We start from the raw sequence: 20,122 nt of genomic DNA on the forward strand, positions 1-20,122 counted from the left end.
GTCAGTCCTGCAAGGTGGGGATGCGCGTGGCGCAATGCGCCACGCAGCGTTCGATATCCGCGAAGTTGTCCAGGCCGTACCAGAACACCTTCCAGCGCGACTGCTTGAAGCAACCGTCCGATTCCGCGTAATAGAAATGATTGATCACGTTGCCGTGGCGCGAGCGCCAGAACAGCTTCGGGTTCTCGTCGCGCATCACCTGCCAGACCGCGCGCCCGAGGCCTTCGCCCTGTGCTTCATCCAGGACGGCGAACTTGTCGAGATACGCGAAGCCTTCGTCCTGCGTGAGTACCATCGCGGCGCGATAGTTCTCGGAAACGTAGAGACGATAGAGATTCGTGCGGTCGAAGTAATCGGGTACCACGGCACGGCCAAAACTCGACTCGATCAGCTCGCGAAGGCGTTCCTTGTCGACTCCTTCCCACGATTCATAGCGCAGCACGCGTTCGCCGCGACGCACCAGGGTGCCCGAGCCCTTATGCGTGAAGAGCTCTTTCGCCAGCTCGGCGGGGCGCGTGATCGACACCGACGAGGTCAGCGGCAGATCGTCGAGAAGATCCTTGATCTGCTCGATCTTCAGGCGCATGCCCGAGTGCAGCCAGGGCTGCTTGAGCAGCTGGTCGTACTCGGTCGACAGGTTGATCGAATCGATGACGTTACCGTCGCCGTCGAGCAGGCCACCCGTACCGGTGAGGAAGACGATCTTGTACGGCTGCAGAACGCGCACCAGCTCGTTCGCGGCGAAGTCGGCGTTGATGTTGAGGATCTGCCCCGAATCCGTCTCGCCCAGGCTGGCGATGACGGGAATGGACCCCGCACGCAGGCTGGCCTCGATCGGTGCGAGGTTGATTTCGCGCACCTTGCCGACAAGACCGAGCGTTTCATGGTCGAGGAAGTCGGCCGCGAACACGCCGGACGGTACCGACGTGGCGCGTGTGTCGACTTCCTGCAGCGCTTCGACCAGACGCAGGTTCTGCGCCTGGAACACACGCCGTACGATGGCGAGGGCTTCGGGCGAGGTCACGCGCAGGCCGTTGACGGTCTTCTTCTCGATGCCGGCGGCCGACAGTTCTTCGTCGAGCTGCGGACCGGCGCCATGCAGCACGATCGGCGTGAGGCCAACCTGCTGCAGGAAGGACAGCGACGAAGTGAGCGCCGGCAGGTCGTCGCGCAACACGGCGCCACCGACCTTGACCACGGCGAAGCGCGCCGCGTCCAGCTGCGAGAAGCGCTTGAGGTACTGCTGGATCTCGCGCGCACTGCCCATCGAGGACAGCAGGCGCACGATCGTTTTGCGGGTGTGCTTGTTAGATTCCACTGTCCACGATCCGATGGATGGTCTGTGCGTAGTGTGCGAGCTGGTCCAGGAGGACCCACTCGTCGGCGCTGTGGGCCTGGGCGATGTCGCCGGGGCCGTAGACGAAGGTGGTGTAGCCGGCTTTCGAGAACAACGCGGCCTCGGTCCAGAAGTCGACCGCGTTGCCGACCGGGATGCCGAGCTCGTCGGCGACATCGCGGGCGGCGAGACGACGGCTTTCCGCAGTCGCGGTGTCGCCCGCCGGCAGCGAATCGCCACGGAAGGTTTCGCCGTATTCCACCGGCGCCGGTTCGACCAGGGTGCGGAAGGTTTCCAGCAGCTGGTCGGCATCCATCGAAGGCAGCGGGCGGAAGCCGAAGCGGATGTCCGCCGTCGGCGCGATCACGTTGGCCTTGATGCCGCCTTCGACCTTGCCGATGTTGAAGCGCAAGCCGGTGAGGCCACCGAAGCGTTCGTGCGACAGCTTCTGCACGTGATCCAGTGCTGCCGCGCCCCAGCGAATACCTTGGTGCAAGGCGCTGTCCGACGGCTTCTGCTCGCCGGAGGCGTGCCCTGCCCGGCCCTGGAACCGCATCTGCACCGAGTGGATGCCACGATGCGCCAGCACGGCCTCACCCTTGGTCGGCTCGGCCACGATGATCGCCTCGTAGTCGCGCGGCGTCGCCAGGAAGCCATCGATGCAACGCGCGTCGTTGGCTTCCTCGTCCGTGGAAAGCAGCAAGGCCATGTCGCCCTGCGTGGCATTGGCCACGGCAAGGAGTGCCGCCGCCGCGCCCTTGATGTCGCAGGCGCCCAGGCCGATCGCCCGGTCTTCCGTGACCCGCAATACATGCGGGTTCGCCGTCCAGTGCGGCGAGTCCGGCACCGTGTCCATGTGGACATTGAACAGGTACTTCGGCTTGCCACGCACGGCATACAGATTCACGGCGCCCGCGCCGAAATCGGTCACCTGCACGTCGAACCCCGGAAGGTTCGCGCGCAGGTAATCGAAGATGCCGTCGGTGCCGATCTCGCGTGGCGGATTGCGCGTGTCGTATCCGACCAGCGCCCGCAGATGGGTCAGGGTGTCCTCGAGAAGCTTGTCCATGTCCAGGATCAGTTCCCGTTGGCTCGGTCGACTTCCGCCCAGATCGTCGAGCTCATGCCGTAGAGCTTGATGAAGCCCTCGGCTTCGGCGACGCCCCAGTCGGCAGCCTGCGCATAGGTGGCCTTGGCCGAGTGCAGCAGGTTCTTCGATTCCACCTTCACGGCGTACACCGAACCACCGCGGGTCTCGATGATGACCTTGCCGTCGACCTTGCGCTGCGTCGAGACGAGGTAGGCCTCGAGATCGGCCTTGATCGGATCGTTGAAGAAGCCTTCATAGGCCACTTCGGTCCACTTGCGGCCGATTTCCGGCTTGAAGCGGTTCTGCTGCTTCGACAACACGGTCTCTTCCAGCGCACGGTGGGCGGTCAGCAGCGCGGTCAGCGCCGGCGCCTCGAACACGATGCGGCCCTTCAGGCCGATATTGGTGTCGCCGGTGTACAGGCTGCGACCCACGCCGTACTTCGCCAGCTCACGGTTGAGGAAGCCGAGGATCTCCGGGCCCGAGGCCGGCTTGCCGTTGAGCGTCACGGCCGTGCCCTTTTCGAAGCCGAGCTCCACGCGTAGCGCTTCGGACGGCCATTCGGAACGCGGCGCGCACCAGCCGATCGCGCCCTCGCCCGGAATTTCCCAGGCGTCGATCTCGCCGCCGGAGATCGTCACGCCGAGCACGTTCTCGTTGATGGTGTAGTGCTTGGTCTTGGCGCGGACTTCGAAGCCCTTGTCTTCCAGGTACTTCTGCTCGTACGCGCGCACCTGGGTGTGCTCGCGCTGGATCTCGCGCACCGGCGCGATGATCGTGTAATCGCCGAGTGCGCGCACGGTCAGGTCGAAGCGCACCTGGTCGTTGCCCATGCCCGTGCAACCGTGTGCGAAGAACTTGGTGCCGAGCTCGTCGCAACGCTCCAGCGAAGCCTTCACGATGAGGTAGCGGTCGGACACCAGCAGCGGGTACTGACCCTGGTAGAACTCACCCGCCCAGATCAGCGGCGTGACGAAGCTGTCCCAGATCGCCTGCGAGGCATCGACCGTGCGATGTGAGGCGGCGCCGAGTTCGTGCGCACGCTGTTCGATGTACTCGCGCTCTTCCGCCGACACGCCGCCGGTATCGACGAACACGGTATGCACGGCATAGCCGCGCTCCATCAGGTAAGGCACGCAGAAGCTGGTGTCGAGGCCGCCGGAAAAGGCGAGGACGATATCTTGGCTGGACATGAAGGCTCCGAAAGAACGTTGGACGGATAGACGAAAAAGAAAGGTCGAATCAGAAACCGAGGCCGGACTTCCCACCCGACGACTGCGAGATGAGCGAAGCCATCACCGCCTTCTGCACGTGCAGGCGGTTCTCGGCTTCATCGATGGCGATGCAGGCCGGCGAATCCATCACCGCATCCGTCGCCTTGATGTTCCGGCGCAGCGGGAGGCAGTGGCTGAAGAGGCCGTGGTTGGTCAGGGCCATCTTGGCCTCATCGACGATGAAGTGCTTGTTGGCTTCGCGAATGGCCTTCTCTTCGTCCCAGCGGCCGAAGTAAGGAATCGCGCCCCAGCTCTTCGCATAGATCACGTCGGCACCGCGGTAGGCGGATTCGATGTCATGCGAGACCTGGAGCGAACCGCCGTTGTCCTTCGCGTTCTGCTTCGCGAAATCCATGTAGCGTTCGTCGAGGATGTATTCCGGCGTCGGGCACAGCAGGGTCACATCCATGCCCATCTTCGTCGCGATCATCAGCGCCGAGTTGGCCACGGCCGTGTTCAACGGCTTCGGATGGTAGGTCCAGGTCAGCACGTACTTCTTGTTCTGCAGGTCGCCCAGGTGCTCCTGCAGTGCCAGCGCATGCGCCAGCTCCTGGCAGGGATGGGTGATCGTCTCGAGGTTGATCACCGGCACCGTGGCGAACTTCGCGAACGACTCGAGCACCTTGTCCTGGCGATCCACCTGCCAGTCGACGAACTTGGGGAAGGCGCGCACGGCGATGATGTCCACGTAGCGCGACAGCACCCGGGCCACCTCGGCGATGTGCTCTTCCGTATCGCCGTCCATCACCGTGCCCATCTCGAACTCGATCGGCCACGCGTCCTTGCCTGGCGACAGCACGATGGCATGGCCGCCGAGCTGGAAGGCGCCCAGCTCGAAGCTGGTGCGCGTACGCATGGACGGGTTGAAGAACATCAGGGCGATCGACTTGCCGGCCAACTGCTGGCCTTGTGGCGAGCGTTTGAACTCCGCCGCCTGCGCGAGCAGGGCGTCGATCTCGGCGCGGCTGTAGTCCTGGGTGGAGAGGAAGTGGCGAACGGTCATGGCGGTCCAGATCGGTCGGTGGCCCTGGGGCCGTGGAGGAAGTGACGAAGGTGGAGGCTCAGGAATCGGAAACAAAAAAACCCGGCACAGGGCCGGGTTTTTTAGTCGATGCGTATGAAAAGCGCGCGACAGCCTACCCGGCCGAGTGTCCGATGTACGGTCGACGAGCACGCGACGTCATCCCTGCGGCCATACGGGCGCTGGTGAAGACGACGGCGGTGTAGACGGTATGGGTCACGGCAAGGTCTGGAAAAGGTGAACCGCGATCATGCCTGAGAATTGGTGCGATGCGCAACAGGGGCGCCTGCAGCCAAAGAAAAGGCCGCGATCGCTCGCGGCCTTCCGATGCATCGAACAGCGCGCCGACTCAGTCGGCCGGCGCGACGCTCACGCGGACCCGGAGACGCTCACCCGGGTCGTAGTTAAGGCGCGAGACGTAGACCTCACCGCGGTAGCGGTACTCGACGTCGTAGCCTGCGATGCGGCGCTGCTCGGAGACCGAGCTGACGTCGCGGCAACGGGTTTCCGTGCCTTGGTAGGTACGGTCACCCTGGTGGGAGAGGTTGTTGCCGACAGCACCGCCGGCGACCGCGCCGACCACGGTGGCGGCCTTGCGGCCGTCGCCCTTGCCGACGGTATTGCCGAGCACGCCGCCGACGACGGCGCCAAGGATGGTCCCGGCGGTGGAGTTACCGCTGGACTCCTGGCGGACGACAGGCTGGTCGTAGCATTCCTGTCGGGGAGTCTCCACGCGTGCGACCCCATAGACCGGATCGACGCGCAGGACATCGGCCCAACCAAAATGGGTGTTGTCGTCCGGCCCCTGGGCCGGACCGGGCGGCGGACCCGGAGGCGGGCCATAACGACCGTCCTGGGCACTGGCACCGGTAGCGAAAACCGCGAGGATGATCGCGGGGATGAGCAGGCGAGACATTTAGGAGAACCTCCAGCCAGGCGCACAAAGCGCCTACGGGTCCATTTCATCAAGTTCACGCTGAATCCACGCTTAGAGCCGCGGCGATAGCCTTCACATTGTCATGTCAACCGAATTCCGCCCCGCGCGTACGACGCATGCCCGGCCGGGCTTGCTAATATCTCCGACCGGCCGCCCGCCGCGCCCGTCCACGGATCACCGATGCCGATCAAGCTCTACAACACCCTGTCGCGCCTCACGGAAGAGTTCAAGCCGCTCGATCCGCAGCGGGTGACGATGTACGTCTGTGGGCCCACCGTCTACAACTACATCCACATCGGCAATGCCCGACCGCCCGTGGTCTTCGACGTACTGGCGCGCCTGATCCGTCGCCATTACCCGACACTGGTCTACGCCCGCAACGTCACCGACGTGGACGACAAGATCAACGCGGCCGCCGCCGCCGCGGGTGTACCGATCGGCCAGATCACCGAGCGCTTCGCCAAGGCTTATAACGAGGACCTGGCGCGCCTGGGTGTCGCCCCGCCCGACGTCGAGCCGTACGCGACCGATCACATCCCCCAGATCATCCGCATGATCGAGCGCCTGATCGTTGGCGGCCACGCTTACGAGGCCGAGGGCCACGTACTGTTCAACGTCGAGTCCTTCCCCGACTACGGCGCACTGTCCGGCCGCGATCCGGACGAGCTGCTTGCCGGGGCGCGTGTCGAGGTCGCGCCCTACAAGAAGAGCCCCGGTGACTTCGTGCTGTGGAAGCCCTCGGACGAGACCCTGCCCGGCTGGGACAGCCCCTGGGGCCGCGGCCGACCCGGCTGGCACATCGAGTGCTCGGCCATGAGCGAGACTCATCTGGGCGAGACCATCGACATCCACGCCGGTGGCGTCGACCTGACCTTCCCTCATCACGAGAACGAGATAGCCCAAAGCGTCTGCGCGCACGGCGGCAAGCCCTTCGCGCGCTACTGGATGCACAACGGCATGCTCACCTTCGACGGTCGGAAGATGTCGAAGTCGCTCGGCAACGTGCTGCAGCTACACCAGCTCCTGGACAAGCACCCCGCGGAAGCCCTTCGACTGATGTTGTTGCGCGGGCATTACCGGCAGCCGCTGGACTGGTCCGATACGGCCATGACCCAGGCTGTGCGCACCCTCGACGGTTGGTACGGCGTGCTGCGCGACATGGGCGAGGTGGATGCGGGCCCTGCCACCGTGCCGGCAGCCGTCGAAGCCGCCCTCTGCGACGACCTGAATACCCCGCAAGCCCTTGCCGAGATATCGCAGCTGGCCGACAACGCACGCCGCGCCACGGGCGAGGAACGCGTCGCCGCCAAGGCGGCCCTGCTCGGCGGCGCCGCTCTGCTCGGCTTGCTCGGTGAAGATCCCGAAGCCTGGTTCCGTCAGGGTAACCCCGGCGAAGCCATCGACGCGGCGGCCATCGAGGCCTTGCTCGAAGAGCGCCGCGCCGCCCGCGCCGCGAAGGATTTCGCCCGCTCCGATGCCATTCGCGACCAGCTCAAGGACCTGGGCATCGCGATCGAAGACAGCGCTCAAGGCACGCGCTGGAGTGTGGTGAAGGCATGAACGAACCCCAGGAAGCCACGGCCTCCGAGGCGCAGAAGGCCATCGCCGAAGAATTCGCCTTCTTCAGCGACTGGACCGAGCGCTATCAGTACCTGATCGACCTCGGCCGCCAGCTGCCGCCGTTTCCGGACGACCGCAAGACGGAGGAGAACCGCGTCCACGGCTGCCAGTCGATGGTCTGGCTGATTCCGTCGGGGGATGCATCGAAGCTGGTTTTCGATGCCGCGAGCGACTCGGCGATCGTGTCCGGACTCATCGCCCTGATGCTGCGCGTCTACTCGGGCCGCTCGGCCCGGGAGATCGTCGATACCGAGCCGGCCTTCGTCCAGGAAATCGGCCTGGCCAAGCACCTCTCCCCCACCCGCTCCAACGGACTGGCGGCCATGCTGGCCAAGGCCAAGGCATACGCTGCGGCCATGCTGGCCAGCTAACGCAGCCTGCGGGAACAAAAAAAGCCCCGTCATCGCTGGCGGGGCTTTCCTTATGCCGAAAGCGTAGGGACGATCAGTCGCCCATCTGCTTCTGCAGGTGCTCGCGACGCTCCTGCGCGTCGAGGGTCAACGTGGCGATCGGGCGGGCGTCGAGACGCTCCACACCGATTTCCTCGTCGGTCTCTTCGCAGAAACCGTAGCGGCCTTCCTCGATCCGGCGCAGGGCCTTGTCGATCTTGGAGATCAGCTTGCGGTAGCGATCACGCGTACGCAGTTCGAGCGAGTTCTCGGTCTCGCGCGTGGCGCGCTCGGCCTCGTCACCCACGTCACGGACTTCCTCGCGGAGGTTGTCCATGGTCTGGCGGGATTCCTCGACGAGCTGGTCGCGCCAGTCCTTGAGCTTGTTGCGGAAATACGCCAGGTGGCGAGGACTCATGTACTCCTCGTCACTGCTGGGCTTGTAGCCCTTGGGCAGGTCAATGACAGTCGAAGCCGGCAGCGCATAGCGGCCGTCTTCGCGCGTGATGCCGTTATCGGCGGTATTGGAAGCTGTGCTGTTCATGCTGGATTGAGCGGACTTCTCGTTTCTGGATGAGGTAGCGCTGCCCACCGCGGACGCTGTCCGGGGTGTCACAGCAGCAACGGCCGATGCCGTACGACCCTTGACGGGTGGCGCGGCATCGTGAGCCGGGGCGACTTTCTTCGCCGCCGGCGCGGGTGCGGGGGCGGCGGATTTGGCCGACGCCGTCGTTGTCTTTTTAGCAGCCGCCGCGTTCACGGCGGGCGACGCTTTCGTTGGTGCAACGGGAGCCGCCTTCTTGGCAGGCGCCGTCGCTGCAGGCTTCGCCACGGGTTTTGCAGCCGGCTTCGGAGCCGGTTTGGCGGCCGCCTTGGCTACCGCCTTCACCGGTGCGGCCTTCGTGGGCGCGACCTTCGCTGGTGCGGCCTTGACGGGCGCCTTCTTGGCGGCAACCTTGGCCACCGGTTTCGCGGGAGCACTCTTTGAAGGCGCGGCCTTCGCGGGCGCGGCCTTCTTGGCAGCGGGCTTGGCTGAGGTCTTCGTCGCGGCTTTGGCCGCAGCACCGACGACGGTCTTCGCCGGCGCCTTTGCCTTCACCCCGGCCGTAGCCGTCCTGGCCTTACTCACATCACCGGCTCCGCCCTTCTTGGCGGCGCCCTTGGCAGCTGCGGAACTACGAGCGATTTTCGCCATTTCCTTCACCTCGGTGGCCGTGGCGGCGGGGTGTTATAGCCCAGATGCGTTAGCCCAGCAACCTATCTTCTGGGATACTGTCGGCTGGCTGACGCCGGTCGACCCCGGACTGAAAAGTGACCCGCCTCCTTCTATTCCTTCTGTCCCTCTATAAACGATGGCTGAGCCCCCTTCTCGGGGCGCGCTGCCGGTTCCATCCATCCTGTTCCGATTATGCACGGGTTGCCATAGCCCGCTTCGGTCCGGTGCGCGGTTCCGTGCTTGGTGCCTGGCGCCTGTGCCGTTGCCAGCCTTTTTGCGAAGGTGGCATGGACCCCGTACCCGATCATTTCGTCCTGCGCCGATGTGGCGCCCAAGGAGCACATATTCATGACTGACGCCTGGCTCATCAAGAACGCCGAACTGGTCAACGAAGGCCGCCGTTTCGTCGCCGACGTACGCTTGCGCGATGGAAAAATCGCGACCATCGCCCAAGGTCTGGAAAAGGAGCGTGACGAAGAGGTGATCGACGCAACGGGGCTCTGGCTGCTTCCCGGGATGATCGACGACCAGGTGCACTTCCGCGAACCCGGCCTCACGCAGAAGGCCGACATCGCCAGCGAATCCACGGCGTGCGCCGCAGGTGGCATCACCAGCTTCATGGAAATGCCGAATACCAAGCCGCCGGCGCTGGACCGCGACTCGCTCGAAGCGAAGTACACGCGGGCCGCCGAAACGTCTCGGGTCAACTACGCGTTTTACATGGGCGCCAGCAACGACAACCTCGAAGCCATCCGCGCGCTCGACCCGAAAGCGGCGCCCGGCATCAAGGTGTTCATGGGCGCATCGACCGGCAACATGCTGGTCGACAACCCGGAAACGCTCGACCACATCTTCCGCGACGCGCCGACGCCGATCATCACGCATTGCGAAGATACGCCGATGATCGACGTGAACCTTGCGAAAGCCCACGAGATTTATGGCGAGGACATCCCGGCTCGTGAGCATCCACTCATCCGCTCGCGTGAGGCCTGCATCAAGTCCACGAAGCTTGCGATCTCGCTGGCAAAGAAGCACGGCACCCGCCTACACGTGCTGCATATCTCCACCGCTGACGAGCTGGCCCTGTTCGAGCCAGGCCCGATCGAAGGCAAGAAGATCACGGCGGAAACCTGCGTGCACTTCCTGCATTTCGCGGCGCCGGACTACGAGCGCCTTGGCTTCCTCATCAAGTGCAACCCGGCGATCAAGGACGAATCGGACCGCGACGCCATCACCAAGGCGCTGGCCGAAGGCCGCCTGGACGTGCTCGCCACCGATCACGCCCCTCACCTGCTCGAGGAGAAGGCGCAGAAGTACGATAAGGCCCCGTCCGGCCTGCCCCTCGTGCAATACGCCCTGCAGGCGGCGCTCGAGCGCGTTTTCGAGGGCAAGCTGACCCTGGAGCGCGTCGTCGAAGCCGTATGTCATGCGCCGGCCAAGTTGTTCGATGTGGAGAACCGCGGGTTCCTGCGCGAAGGCTATGCGGCCGATCTGGTCCTGGTCGACCCGAAGCGCAAGCACACCGTCGTGCGCGAGGAAGTGCTCTCCAAGTGCGGCTGGTCCCCGTTTGAAGGTGAGACGTTCACCAGCAGCATTGCCTCGACCTTCGTCAACGGCCAGCGCGTATGGGACGGTAAGAAGGTAGACGAGAGCGTCCGTGGCCAGCGGCTGACCTTCGACCGATGAGGAAAATCGTAGGAGCGATCGCCGCACTGATCTTGCCTGTCGCGGCGCTGGCCGCCGTGACCGACCTGCCTTCCAGCGTGTCGCAAGGCGGCCTCGTGATCGGCCATGCCGCGCCGGGTTCGCGGGTGACGGTGGCAGGCAAGCCCGTCCACGTCGGCTCCGATGGCATCTTCGTGTTCGGTGCAGGGCGTGACGAGCAGGGGCCGATCGACGTGGTCGTCGGTAGTGCGACGCACCGACTCAACGTGACGCCGCGCGATTGGCCGATCGAACGCGTCGAGGGCGTGCCGCCACAAACGGTGAACCCGCCACCGGAGATCGCCGCACGCATCCAGCGCGAGCAGGCCGAAGTCGTCGCCGCGCGCAATCGCGACGACACACGCGAGGACTTCGCGCATGGCTTCATCTGGCCGGTGACCGGTCGGATCAGCGGGCGCTTCGGCAACCAGCGGATCTACAACGGCGATCCGAAGGCTCCGCATTCGGGCATGGACATCGCGGTGCCACAGGGCACGCCGGTGAAGGCACCGGCGGATGGGATCATCACCTTCGCCAAGCCCGACCTCTACCTCACCGGCGGCACGGTGCTGCTCGATCACGGCTTCGGTCTGTCGTCGAATTTCCTGCACCTGTCGCGGATCGACGTAGAGGTGGGCGAACACGTGCGCCAGGGTGAGGTGATCGGCCTGGCCGGCATGACGGGCCGCGCCACCGGGCCGCACGTGCACTGGGGCTTCAACTGGTTCGGAGTGCGACTGGATCCGCTCCTGTTGCCGGGGATCCAGTAGGGAAAGGCTTTGTGTGGGAGCCGATTTATCGGCGATTGGGCGGGCCGGCTTTACCGCTCCGTTGGCTTTTCGCCGCTGAAGCGGCTCCCACATTTGCCTGATTCGCCGCTGAAGCGGCTCCCACATTTCTTTATCGACGGACCTTCGAGGCGAACGCCACCGCGTCGTGCGGATGCAGGCTTTCGTGATGCGCCACGCGGACGTGGAAGTCGGCGACGCGCTCGTCGGCGTCGAGGGTCTTCTGGATACGGCGGGCAGCATCCTCGCAGAACATCAGGTTGCTGCCGTTGGCGAGGGCGAACGCCTGTTCGTCGGCGCGCTTGACCGCGGTCTGCACCGGCGTGCCGAGGGCGGCCTCGACGTTATCGATCATCTCGATCAGCGGGAAGACGCCTTCACCCAGCGGACGCATGCGGATCGTCGCCGTGCTGCGCTGTGCATGCGGCGTGGCGATGATGCCCTGCTCCGTCCCCAGCCAGGCCAGGATCGTGTCGCGGTCGAGGGCATTGTCGGCGGAGAACGTCTTCACGAAATTGTCCTGGATGAGCTGACGCGAGAGCGCCGCCGAAGCCGGGCACGTGGACGAATAGACGACGTCGGTGGTGATCTCGATGTTGAACTTGCCGCCGCTCAGGGTCGCGCAGATCGTGATCGGGTACGAACGCCAGCCACTGTTGTCGCTGCGCAGTGCGCGGCGGCGGACCAGATGCTCGAAACCGATGGTGATCTTGGCGTGGTCCGACAGGCCTTCGTGCGAGCTCAGGAAGGAGCCGAGCAGGTCGCGAACACCGTCGATGGTCAGCGGGCCGGCGGAGAGCGCCTCGGACACCAGCAGGTACAGGCGCGACATATGGATGCCGCGGACTTCCGGCTTGTTCAGGTTGACGAAGGCGCCGACGCGGGCACCGGTCGAACGGACGTCGCCGTCGCCGGCGTCGAACTGCACCGGCATTTCCATGCCATCCATACCGACCCAGTCGAGCGTGCCGATGGCGAGGGCGTGCTCCTGCGACGCGACGTCGGGCAGCAGGCGGGTCGGGGAATCTTGGATATACATCGGGTGATCCTAAGGGGACGTGCCGTTTCCGGCTTACCGTGACCGAAATGGGGGTGGTGAGGATTGGCTCAATGGTCCGCGCGTGGAAACGGTCCGTTCAGCCGAATCGCCCCGCATGCCGAGCCGCCAGCCACGCCCGGATGGCCGTGGCCGGTCCGCTGCGCGACTGCCGTAAGTGCAGTTCACGGAAGGGTTCGGTTGCCTTGGCCGCGGCCCGGGCCGTCGACAGCGCCGTGCGGCCTTCCAGGCCACGGAACGTACTCAGGGGCTCACCCAGCGCCAGCGCCTCGCGCAGGCCGGCGGCCAGCTCGGCCAGCTGGGCTTTCAGCGCCTCGCGCCGTGCCGGCGTGTCCTCCTTGAGGTGACCCCGGGAGAGGCCGTGACGGGCCAGGCGCGACATCGGCAAGGGCAAGCGCTCGCGCTCGGCGTCGAGCTCCAGGCGCGACAGCGCGAAGACCAGGTGCGACAACGTGGCGATCCGGGACGCTGCCTCCACGGGAGCGTCGGCGCCGAACCACCAGGCGTTCTCGAGGGCCGCGAGCGCGCCATGCATGCCGCGTGACGCGGTGACCTGCGCATGGAAATCGGCCGGCGTGCCCTGCTCGAGCTGGGCCATGGCGGCAAGCACCGGCGCCAGCCAGCGGTCCGCCGGGACGCGACGGGCGCGCTCATCGGCGAACAGTTGCTTGGTCAGGGGGTGCCGCCCACCGCTGGCGGCCGCGCCGGACAACTCCTCCGCCCACCACTGCAGTTTCGCCGCGGCGACCTGGGGCTCGCGCACACCATAGGCCGAGGCAATCAATTCCTGCTCGAACGCGGCAAGCGCCACGTGCGCGTCACGTACGGACTCGTCCACGAACGGCAGCGCCACCCGCTGCTGCGGCTGCACCGCCAGCCATTTGTCGACGAAACTCTGGGTTGCACCATCGGTCACGCGGGAATCTCCCTCACACCCAACAGGGCGGCGAGCTCGTCCACGGTGTCGAGCACGAGGTCGGCGTTCCAGGCATCCGGGTCGCCGCCATCGAGATAGCCCCAGCGCACGGCCACGGTGAACAGGCCCGCCGCGTTGCCGGCCTCGATATCGCGACGATCGTCGCCGACGAACACCGAGCGCTGCGGATCGCTGCCGGCAAGCGCGCAGGCGTGCAGGACGGGCGCAGGATCCGGCTTCTTCACCGACAGGGTGTCACCCGAGACGACGGCGGCAGGCTTCCAGTGCGGAACGGCCTGCGGCAACAGCGCATCGGTGAGGAAGCCGGGCTTGTTGGTCACGATGCCCCAGCGCACGCCAGCGCTGTCGAGGCCCGCCAGCATGGCTTCCACGCCCGCGAACGGCACGGTGTGGCGCGCCATGCTTGCTTCGTAGATTTCCAGGTAGCGTGGGACCAGGGCCAGCAGACGCTCCGGATCGATGTCCGGAAACGCTGCCGCGATGATCGCGCGCGAACCGCGCGAGACCACCGGACGCACACGCTCGTAAGGCGGCGGGGCGATGCCCTGCTCCGTGCAGAGTTCCAGCAACGCGCCGTGCAAGTCGAGTGCGCTGTCCAGGAGCGTGCCGTCGAGGTCGAAAAACACCCCGTCCAGCGTAAACGGTAGGCTGCTCACCCGACCTTCCTCGCACTCAGCACGTAATTCACGGCCGTGTTCGACGACAGGCTCGCGTTGCGCGTCAGCGGGTTGTAGGCCAGACCCTTGATGTCCTCGATCTCGAGATCGAAGCGGCGCAGCATGGCCGCGACTTCCGACGGCTTGAGGAACTGGGCGTAATGGTGCGTGCCGCGCGGCAGCAGGCGCATCAGGTACTCGGCACCGACGATGGCGGCGCCGAAGGCGGCCGGCGTGCGGTTGAGCGTGGACAGGAACAGCTGGCCGCCGGGTTTGAGCATGGCGGCGAGGTCACCGATGAGGGCGACCGGATCGGGCACGTGCTCGATCATCTCCATGCAGCAGACCGCATCGAACGACGCCGGCTCGGTTTCGGCCAGCTCCGTCGACGACTGCACGCGGTAGTCGACCTGCAGGTTCGATTCGAACAGGTGCAGCTTGGCGATCTCGATGAGCTTGGCGCCGAGATCGATGGCCGTCACCCGCGCGCCGGCGCGAGCGAGCGCTTCACTGAGAAGACCGCCACCGCAGCCGACGTCGACCACGTTCGCCCCACGCAGGTTCACGCGACCGGAGACATACGCCGCCCGTACCGGATTGAGATCGTGCAGCGGGCGGGACTCACCGTCGGGATCCCACCAGCGGGCAGCGAGTTTTTCGAAGCGCGCGATTTCTTCCGCGCTGACATTGGCGTTGGTTTGCATGGTTACGCTTCCTCCTCGGAGGCGATGATCTCGCGCCAGGCCCTCGCCTTGGACAGGATGCGCGCCTTGTCGATACCGACGAGTTCCCCGTCGACCAGCTTGCGCTGGCCATCGATCCACACATCGCTGACCTGGTGACGTCCCGTCGCGTAAACGAGCTGCGAGGCCACATGATAGAGCGGCTGCGTTTCCAGGGCGTCGAGACGCACGGCGGTGAGGTCCGCGCGCTTGCCCGGCTCGATGGAGCCGATGCGGTCGCCCAGACCGATGGCCTTCGCACCATTGAGCGTCGCCGCGCGCAGGGCGAATGCGGCATCGAACGCCGCCGCGTCGCCGGCGACAGCCTTGGCCAGCAAGGCCGCCGTACGCATCTCGCCAAACATGTCCAGATCGTTGTTGGAGGCGCAGCCGTCGGTGCCGATGCAGACGTTGACGCCCGCCGCGCGCAGCTTTTCCGCCGGGCAGAAACCGGAGGCCAGCTTGAGGTTGGATTCCGGGCAGTGCGCCACCGACACACCGGCAGCGGCACACGCCGCGATCTCGTCATCGTTGAGCTGGGTCATGTGCACGGCGAGCAGGCGATCGGTCACGATGCCGAGCTTCTGCAGGCGCGCGAACGGACGTACGCCGTCCTTGTCCTTGCCCTGCTGCACTTCCAGCGCGGTCTCGTGGGTGTGCAGGTGGATCGGGATGTCCAGCTCGTTGGCCAGATCGCGGATCCGTATGAAGTTCTCGTCGGAGACCGTGTACGGCGCATGCGGCACGAAGGCGGTCGTGAGCAGCGGCTCGGCCTTGAGCGACTCGTGCACTTCCAGCGCGCGGCTGAAGTATTCGTCCGAGGTCTTCGCCCAAGGCGTCGGGAAATCGATCACCGGCAGACCGATCACCGCGCGAAAGCCCATCTGCTTGTAGGTCGCCGCGATCACGTCGGGGAAGAAATAGTTCTCGTTGGCGCAGGTGGTGCCGCCGCGGATCATCTCGGCCACGGCGAGCTCCACGCCGTCACGGATGAAGTCCGGCCCCATCACGCGTGCTTCGGCCGGCCAGATGTGTTCCTGCAGCCAGGTCATCAGCGGCAGGTCGTCGGCGAGGCCGCGCAGCAGGGTCATCGGGTTGTGCGTGTGGGCGTTGATCAGACCGGGGATCAACGCATGCTCGGGCAGGACGACGCGCTCCTTCGGCGCGTAAGCGGCGCGCGCTTCGTCGGCCGGCAGGATCGCCAGGATCGCGCCGTCGTGCACGGCCACCGCGTGGTCGTCGAGAACGACGGCGTGAGGCTCGATGGGCACGACCCAGCGGGCTTCGATGAGGAGGTCGATCGGGGTCGGGCTGGAAGTCATGGATGCCTCAGGGACGCTTTAAAAAAAACGGCACGGCGCCCTGGGGGCAGCCGTGCCGATCGATCCACCAGACGCTGCGCCTTACTTGACGCGGCTGTCGTACTCGCCGGTGCGCGTATCGACCTTGATGACTTCGTCCTGGTTGACGAACAGCGGCACGCGAACCACGGCGCCGGTTTCCAGGGTGGCCGGCTTGCCGCCGCCGCCCGAGGTATCGCCACGCACGCCCGGGTCGGTCTCGGTGATCTTGAGTTCGACGAACTTCGGGGCCTGCACGGCGATGATGTTGCCGTTGAACAGGGTGACGACGCACTCTTCCTCGCCCTTCAACCACTTCCAGGCATCGCCCATGGCGGCGAGGCTGGCGCGGTGCTGCTCGAAGGTCTCGCTCTGCATGAAGATCCACTCGCGATCGTTGCCGGTGCCCTCGACGTACGAGAAGTGGGCATCGGTGTCGACGGCATCGGCTTCCTCGTACGAATCGCTCGACTTGAGCGTCTGCTCGGTCGTGCGGCCGTCCTTGAGGTTGCGGATACGGATGCGGGTGAACGCCTGGCCCTTGCCCGGCTTGACGAAGTCCGCTTCGGTGATGATCCAGGGATCGCCGTTGTGGATGATCTTCTTGCCCGTTTTGACGTCGTTGAGGCCAAGCATGCCCATCTGTATCTGCTCCAGAGTTATATCCGCCCCGCTGGGCGGCTAAAATAGGGTCTGTCACGGGCTGCAGAGCCCGATCCAAGGTCCGCAATGATAACCGCAAGCCCTACTTCCCGCCTATCGTCGCCCGTCACGGGCTGGCGCGAGCTATGGCGGGACGCCATCACGGATGCCGGCGAACTGCTGGAGGCCGTGGGCCTGGCCTACCGGACCGACCTTCTGCCGCCCGACGACGCGGGCTTCCCGCTGCGTGTGCCGCGAGGCTTTGCGGCCCGCATGCGGCGTGGCGACCCCGCCGACCCCTTGCTTCTGCAGGTGCTGCCGCGCCGGGCCGAGCATGCCGTCGTCGAGGGTTTCACGGTGGACGCGGTCGGCGACATGGCCTCGCGCGCCGGCCACGGTGTGCTCCACAAGTACGACGGCCGGGCGCTGCTCATCGCCAGTGGCAGTTGCGCGGTGAACTGCCGCTACTGTTTCCGCCGGCATTTCCCCTATGGCGAGGAGATCGCCGCGGCCGCCCAGTGGCGCGAAGCGCTGGCGCATGTGAAGGCCGATCCGAGCATCCGCGAACTGATCCTGTCGGGCGGCGACCCCCTGTCCCTGGCCACGCACAAGCTCGAGGAGCTCACCCGCGGGCTGGCCGACATGCCGCACGTGATCCGGCTGCGCATCCACACCCGGCTGCCGGTCGTCCTGCCCGAGCGGATCGACGAGGCCTTCACCGAGTGGCTGGCCGCCCTGCCCCTGCAAAAGGTGGTGGTCCTGCATGCCAATCACGCCAACGAGTTCGACGCCTCGGTAGACGCCGCGTGCGCTCGCCTCCGGGCCGCCGGGGCGACCCTGCTCAACCAGTCGGTCCTGCTCAAGGAAGTGAACGACGACGCCGATACCCTCGTTGCGCTGTGCGAACGGTCATTCGCCGCCGGCGTGCTGCCCTACTACCTGCATCAGTTGGACAAGGTGGCCGGAGCCGCGCATTTCGAGGTATCCGACGAGCACGCGCTGGAGCTCATGGAAGTGCTTCGCGGCAGGCTTCCTGGCTACCTCGTCCCAAAACTGGTGCGTGAATTGCAGGGCGACCCATCCAAACGCCCCGTTGCCGAATTCGCGCGCTAGTATGGGCGTCATCCGACCAGCATGACCTGGCCGGACCGCGTGAGGGGGGAGCGAACCGGAGTCCGGTTCGCGCGGGTAAAAGCGGCTTTCGGAACGGCATGAAACACGACAACGTCATCAGGATTCTCTTCATCGAAGACTCGGTGGAAGACGCTGAGCTTTTGATCAACGTACTGCGCAACGGCGGCATCGCCGTGCGCCCCGCCCGGGCGACCAGCCTGGCGGAAATCCAGGCCGCCCTGGACGAACTCGTCCCTGACCTCGTGTTGATGAACCCCGGCGTGCCGGGCATCGACGCCGCGTCGGTGACCCGCCAGCTGGATTCCAGCGGACGCGACCTCGCGCTGATCGCCGTGGTCAACAGCCTCAGCGACGATAGCGTGGCGGACCTGTTCGCCAGCGGATCGCGTGGCGTGGCACTGCGCAAGCGCTCCGACCAGGTCCTGGCCGTGGTCCAGCGCGAGTTCGAAGCCCTCTCCACGCGGCGCCAGGTGCGTCGCCTGGAAACCTCGCTGCGCGAGACCGAGCGTCGCTGCGATTCCCTGCTCGATTCCTCGCGCGACGCGATCGCCTACGTCCACGAAGGCATGCACGTTCGCGTCAACCAGGCCTATCTCGAGGCCTTCGGCTTTGCCGAATTCGACGACATCCTGGGCCTGCCGATCCTCGACCTGATCGCCGGCACCCATGCCGATGACTTCAAGGGCGTGCTGCGCGGCCTGTCCAAGGGCGAGAAGACGCCACCGCCACTGGAACTGCTGGCGCGCCGCGACGACGGCGGCACCTTCAAGGCGCTGGTCGACTTCGCGCATGCCACATTCGAGGGCGAAGCCTGCCTGCAGATCGTGTTCCGCCAGCAGATGGTCGATGCGGCCCTGGTCGCCCAGCTCCAGCGCGATTCGGTCACCGGCCTGTTCAACCGTGCGCGCACGCTCGAACACATCGACGAGGCCGTGGCCGCCGCGGCAGCGGGCCGGGAAGGCCAGGCGATGCTCCTGCTCGAGCCGGACAACTGGAAGGAAATGGTCGCCAGCGCAGGCATCGGCAACGCGGACAAGCTGCTCGCCGCCATCGCTGCGAAGATCAACGAATCCATCGACGAGGAGGATGTCGCCGGCGTGCTGGGCGACCACACACTCGGCCTCATCCTGGCGCCGCGGGGCGACCTCGAGCACGCCGCGCTCACCGAGCGCCTGCGGACCAGCATCGCCGAACACATCATCGATGCCGGCACGCGCTCGCTGAATGTCACGATCACCATTGGCGGCACCCTGATCGCCGAGAAGAACGCCAGCACCGAGGCCGTCCTCGAGCAGGCCAGTGCCGCCCTGCGCAACGCCCAGAACCAGGGCGGCAACCGCGTCGAGCTGCACGACCCCAGCGCCCGGGAGAAAGCGGACGCCGAGCGCGAGCAGTACTGGCTCGACCTCGTTCGCCATGCGCTGTCGACCGATGGCCTGCGCCTGTATCACCAGCAGATCATCAGCCTGCAGGACGCCGCCGGCGAGTTCTACGAGATCCTCGTGCGCATGCGCGGCCCGAAGGGCGATGTGCTGCCCTCGTACTTCTTCCCCGTGGCCGAGCGCAACGGCCTGCTCCCGGCCATCGATCGCTGGGTGCTGGGCCATGCCATCGACGCGCTGGCCCACCGCGAGAACGACGGGCTCACCACGACCTACTTCGTGAAGATGACCCTGCAGTCGCTGGAAGATCCGGACCTGCTGCCCTGGCTGTGCCGTCGCCTCGAAACCGCCAAGCTGCGTCGCAGTACCCTGGTCATCGAGATGCCTGAGTCCAAGGTGCTGACCAGCCTGCGTCCCACGCAGGAGTTCGTGGCCGGCTGGCGCAAGGCGGGTGGCGGATTCGCCATCGAGCAGTTCGGCTCGGGCCTCAACTCGTTCCAGATGCTCAACCACGTCGAAGCGGACTTCCTGAAGATCGACCGCAGCTTCATGACCGACCTGCCGCAGCATCCCGAAAACCAGAAAAAGATTGCCGAGATCTGCAAGGAAGGCCATGCCTCGGGCAAGCAGACCGTGGCCGAGTGGGTCGAGGATGCCGTGAGCACCTCGCTGCTGTTCGCCTGCGGCGTGGACTTCGTCCAGGGCAACTTCCTGCAGGAGCCGGCGAAAGTGCTGGCCGAGGAATACATGCCCGTATAAAGAAATGTGGGAGCCGATTCATCGGCGAAAAGCCAACGAAGCGGTTTAGCGGCGCGATCCATTGCCATCGAGCTATCTGGCCCGCTGCCGCGGGATCGCCGATGAATCGGCTCCTACC

19 protein-coding genes are annotated in these 20,122 nt (G+C 65.8%); 7 read left to right on the forward strand and 12 right to left on the reverse strand.

The window, feature by feature from the left end:
- Position 1: 1 nt before the first annotated feature.
- From BJI69_RS00680 to BJI69_RS00700, 5 genes are all read right to left on the reverse strand, one after another.
- The gene (locus BJI69_RS00680) at positions 2 to 1,267 is read right to left on the reverse strand and encodes an acetylglutamate kinase (protein WP_425477402.1); all 1,266 of its coding nucleotides are present in this window, start codon (positions 1,265 to 1,267) and stop codon (positions 2 to 4) included.
- Between the two features lie 40 nt (positions 1,268 to 1,307).
- On the reverse strand, positions 1,308 to 2,405 hold the full coding sequence (locus tag BJI69_RS00685; RefSeq protein ID WP_046978925.1) for an acetylornithine deacetylase: 1,098 nt from the start codon (positions 2,403 to 2,405) through the stop codon (positions 1,308 to 1,310).
- 8 nt (positions 2,406 to 2,413) lie between these two features.
- Complete coding sequence (locus BJI69_RS00690; protein ID WP_046978926.1) at positions 2,414 to 3,619, reverse strand: argininosuccinate synthase; 1,206 nt, start codon at positions 3,617 to 3,619, stop codon at positions 2,414 to 2,416.
- A 49-nt stretch (positions 3,620 to 3,668) separates the two neighbouring features.
- Positions 3,669 to 4,703, reverse strand: a complete 1,035-nt coding sequence (locus BJI69_RS00695; protein ID WP_046978927.1) for an N-acetylornithine carbamoyltransferase — start codon at positions 4,701 to 4,703, stop codon at positions 3,669 to 3,671.
- Between the two features lie 367 nt (positions 4,704 to 5,070).
- Entirely contained in the window at positions 5,071 to 5,637 is a 567-nt protein-coding gene (locus BJI69_RS00700; protein WP_046978928.1) for a glycine zipper 2TM domain-containing protein, read from the reverse strand.
- A gap of 201 nt (positions 5,638 to 5,838) precedes the next feature.
- On the opposite strand from BJI69_RS00700, the gene cysS reads away from it, so the two are divergent.
- Positions 5,839 to 7,218, forward strand: coding sequence for a cysteine--tRNA ligase (cysS, locus tag BJI69_RS00705; RefSeq protein WP_046978929.1), 1,380 nt, complete (start codon positions 5,839 to 5,841; stop codon positions 7,216 to 7,218).
- A complete protein-coding gene (locus tag BJI69_RS00710; RefSeq protein WP_046978930.1) occupies positions 7,215 to 7,649 on the forward strand; it encodes a SufE family protein in 435 nt (144 codons plus the stop codon). Before cysS ends, BJI69_RS00710 begins: the two co-directional genes overlap by 4 nt.
- 73 nt (positions 7,650 to 7,722) lie before the next feature.
- Here BJI69_RS00710 and dksA read toward each other — a convergent pair whose 3' ends face one another.
- On the reverse strand, positions 7,723 to 8,862 hold the full coding sequence (gene dksA, locus BJI69_RS23115) for an RNA polymerase-binding protein DksA (protein ID WP_075019283.1): 1,140 nt from the start codon (positions 8,860 to 8,862) through the stop codon (positions 7,723 to 7,725).
- A gap of 116 nt (positions 8,863 to 8,978) precedes the next feature.
- On the opposite strand from dksA, the gene yidD reads away from it, so the two are divergent.
- The 3 genes from yidD to BJI69_RS00730 are packed head-to-tail and all read left to right on the forward strand — an operon-like array spanning position 8,979 to position 11,357.
- Positions 8,979 to 9,239, forward strand: coding sequence for a membrane protein insertion efficiency factor YidD (gene yidD / locus BJI69_RS00720; protein ID WP_071924815.1), 261 nt, complete (start codon positions 8,979 to 8,981; stop codon positions 9,237 to 9,239).
- Positions 9,232 to 10,569, forward strand: a complete 1,338-nt coding sequence (locus BJI69_RS00725; protein WP_046978932.1) for a dihydroorotase — start codon at positions 9,232 to 9,234, stop codon at positions 10,567 to 10,569. Before yidD ends, BJI69_RS00725 begins: the two co-directional genes overlap by 8 nt.
- The gene (locus BJI69_RS00730; protein ID WP_046978933.1) at positions 10,566 to 11,357 is read left to right on the forward strand and encodes a M23 family metallopeptidase; all 792 of its coding nucleotides are present in this window, start codon (positions 10,566 to 10,568) and stop codon (positions 11,355 to 11,357) included. Before BJI69_RS00725 ends, BJI69_RS00730 begins: the two co-directional genes overlap by 4 nt.
- A 130-nt stretch (positions 11,358 to 11,487) precedes the next feature.
- Here the strand turns inward: BJI69_RS00730 and folE2 are convergent, their stop codons facing one another.
- The 6 genes from folE2 to efp all read right to left on the reverse strand — a co-directional run bounded on the left by folE2 (position 11,488) and on the right by efp (position 16,729).
- On the reverse strand, positions 11,488 to 12,414 hold the full coding sequence (gene folE2, locus BJI69_RS00735; protein ID WP_046978934.1) for a GTP cyclohydrolase FolE2: 927 nt from the start codon (positions 12,412 to 12,414) through the stop codon (positions 11,488 to 11,490).
- 97 nt (positions 12,415 to 12,511) lie between these two features.
- Positions 12,512 to 13,348: a squalene/phytoene synthase family protein gene (locus BJI69_RS00740; RefSeq protein ID WP_071924816.1), complete on the reverse strand. Its 837-nt coding sequence runs from the start codon at positions 13,346 to 13,348 to the stop codon at positions 12,512 to 12,514.
- Positions 13,345 to 14,025 carry an HAD family hydrolase gene (locus BJI69_RS00745; RefSeq protein WP_046978936.1) on the reverse strand — a complete coding sequence of 227 codons (681 nt, stop codon included), beginning with the start codon at positions 14,023 to 14,025 and terminating at the stop codon, positions 13,345 to 13,347. The genes BJI69_RS00740 and BJI69_RS00745 overlap by 4 nt, the downstream gene beginning before the upstream one ends.
- Positions 14,022 to 14,729, reverse strand: a complete 708-nt coding sequence (ubiG, locus tag BJI69_RS00750) for a bifunctional 2-polyprenyl-6-hydroxyphenol methylase/3-demethylubiquinol 3-O-methyltransferase UbiG (protein WP_046978937.1) — start codon at positions 14,727 to 14,729, stop codon at positions 14,022 to 14,024. The genes BJI69_RS00745 and ubiG overlap by 4 nt, the downstream gene beginning before the upstream one ends.
- A 2-nt stretch (positions 14,730 to 14,731) precedes the next feature.
- Positions 14,732 to 16,069, reverse strand: a complete 1,338-nt coding sequence (locus BJI69_RS00755; RefSeq protein ID WP_071924817.1) for a TRZ/ATZ family hydrolase — start codon at positions 16,067 to 16,069, stop codon at positions 14,732 to 14,734.
- 81 nt (positions 16,070 to 16,150) lie between these two features.
- The gene (gene efp / locus BJI69_RS00760; protein ID WP_046981449.1) at positions 16,151 to 16,729 is read right to left on the reverse strand and encodes an elongation factor P; all 579 of its coding nucleotides are present in this window, start codon (positions 16,727 to 16,729) and stop codon (positions 16,151 to 16,153) included.
- A gap of 87 nt (positions 16,730 to 16,816) precedes the next feature.
- Here efp and epmB point away from each other — a divergent pair, with 87 nt between their 5' ends.
- Both epmB and BJI69_RS00770 read left to right on the forward strand, forming a co-directional pair.
- Complete coding sequence (epmB, locus tag BJI69_RS00765; protein ID WP_071924818.1) at positions 16,817 to 17,842, forward strand: EF-P beta-lysylation protein EpmB; 1,026 nt, start codon at positions 16,817 to 16,819, stop codon at positions 17,840 to 17,842.
- A gap of 98 nt (positions 17,843 to 17,940) precedes the next feature.
- Positions 17,941 to 20,004, forward strand: coding sequence for an EAL domain-containing response regulator (locus tag BJI69_RS00770; RefSeq protein ID WP_046981447.1), 2,064 nt, complete (start codon positions 17,941 to 17,943; stop codon positions 20,002 to 20,004).
- Positions 20,005 to 20,122: the final 118 nt, after the last annotated feature.

This window comes from Luteibacter rhizovicinus DSM 16549 (assembly GCF_001887595.1).
Lineage (GTDB): Bacteria > Pseudomonadota > Gammaproteobacteria > Xanthomonadales > Rhodanobacteraceae > Luteibacter > Luteibacter rhizovicinus.

Excerpts from the sequence above, each read along its gene's own strand:
- cysS (WP_046978929.1), top strand. The coding sequence starts at position 5,839 with ATGCCGATCAAGCTCTACAACACCCTGTCGCGCCTCACGGAAGAGTTC.
- folE2 (WP_046978934.1), bottom strand. The coding sequence starts at position 12,414 with ATGTATATCCAAGATTCCCCGACCCGCCTGCTGCCCGACGTCGCGTCG.
- dksA (WP_075019283.1), bottom strand. The coding sequence starts at position 8,862 with ATGGCGAAAATCGCTCGTAGTTCCGCAGCTGCCAAGGGCGCCGCCAAG.
- BJI69_RS00695 (WP_046978927.1), bottom strand. The coding sequence starts at position 4,703 with ATGACCGTTCGCCACTTCCTCTCCACCCAGGACTACAGCCGCGCCGAG.
- BJI69_RS00685 (WP_046978925.1), bottom strand. The coding sequence starts at position 2,405 with ATGGACAAGCTTCTCGAGGACACCCTGACCCATCTGCGGGCGCTGGTC.
- BJI69_RS00755 (WP_071924817.1), bottom strand. The coding sequence starts at position 16,069 with ATGACTTCCAGCCCGACCCCGATCGACCTCCTCATCGAAGCCCGCTGG.
- efp (WP_046981449.1), bottom strand. The coding sequence starts at position 16,729 with ATGGGCATGCTTGGCCTCAACGACGTCAAAACGGGCAAGAAGATCATC.
- BJI69_RS00690 (WP_046978926.1), bottom strand. The coding sequence starts at position 3,619 with ATGTCCAGCCAAGATATCGTCCTCGCCTTTTCCGGCGGCCTCGACACC.
- BJI69_RS00680 (WP_425477402.1), bottom strand. The coding sequence starts at position 1,267 with ATGGGCAGTGCGCGCGAGATCCAGCAGTACCTCAAGCGCTTCTCGCAG.
- BJI69_RS00700 (WP_046978928.1), bottom strand. The coding sequence starts at position 5,637 with ATGTCTCGCCTGCTCATCCCCGCGATCATCCTCGCGGTTTTCGCTACC.
- BJI69_RS00710 (WP_046978930.1), top strand. The coding sequence starts at position 7,215 with ATGAACGAACCCCAGGAAGCCACGGCCTCCGAGGCGCAGAAGGCCATC.
- BJI69_RS00730 (WP_046978933.1), top strand. The coding sequence starts at position 10,566 with ATGAGGAAAATCGTAGGAGCGATCGCCGCACTGATCTTGCCTGTCGCG.
- epmB (WP_071924818.1), top strand. The coding sequence starts at position 16,817 with ATGATAACCGCAAGCCCTACTTCCCGCCTATCGTCGCCCGTCACGGGC.
- BJI69_RS00770 (WP_046981447.1), top strand. The coding sequence starts at position 17,941 with ATGAAACACGACAACGTCATCAGGATTCTCTTCATCGAAGACTCGGTG.
- ubiG (WP_046978937.1), bottom strand. The coding sequence starts at position 14,729 with ATGCAAACCAACGCCAATGTCAGCGCGGAAGAAATCGCGCGCTTCGAA.
- BJI69_RS00725 (WP_046978932.1), top strand. The coding sequence starts at position 9,232 with ATGACTGACGCCTGGCTCATCAAGAACGCCGAACTGGTCAACGAAGGC.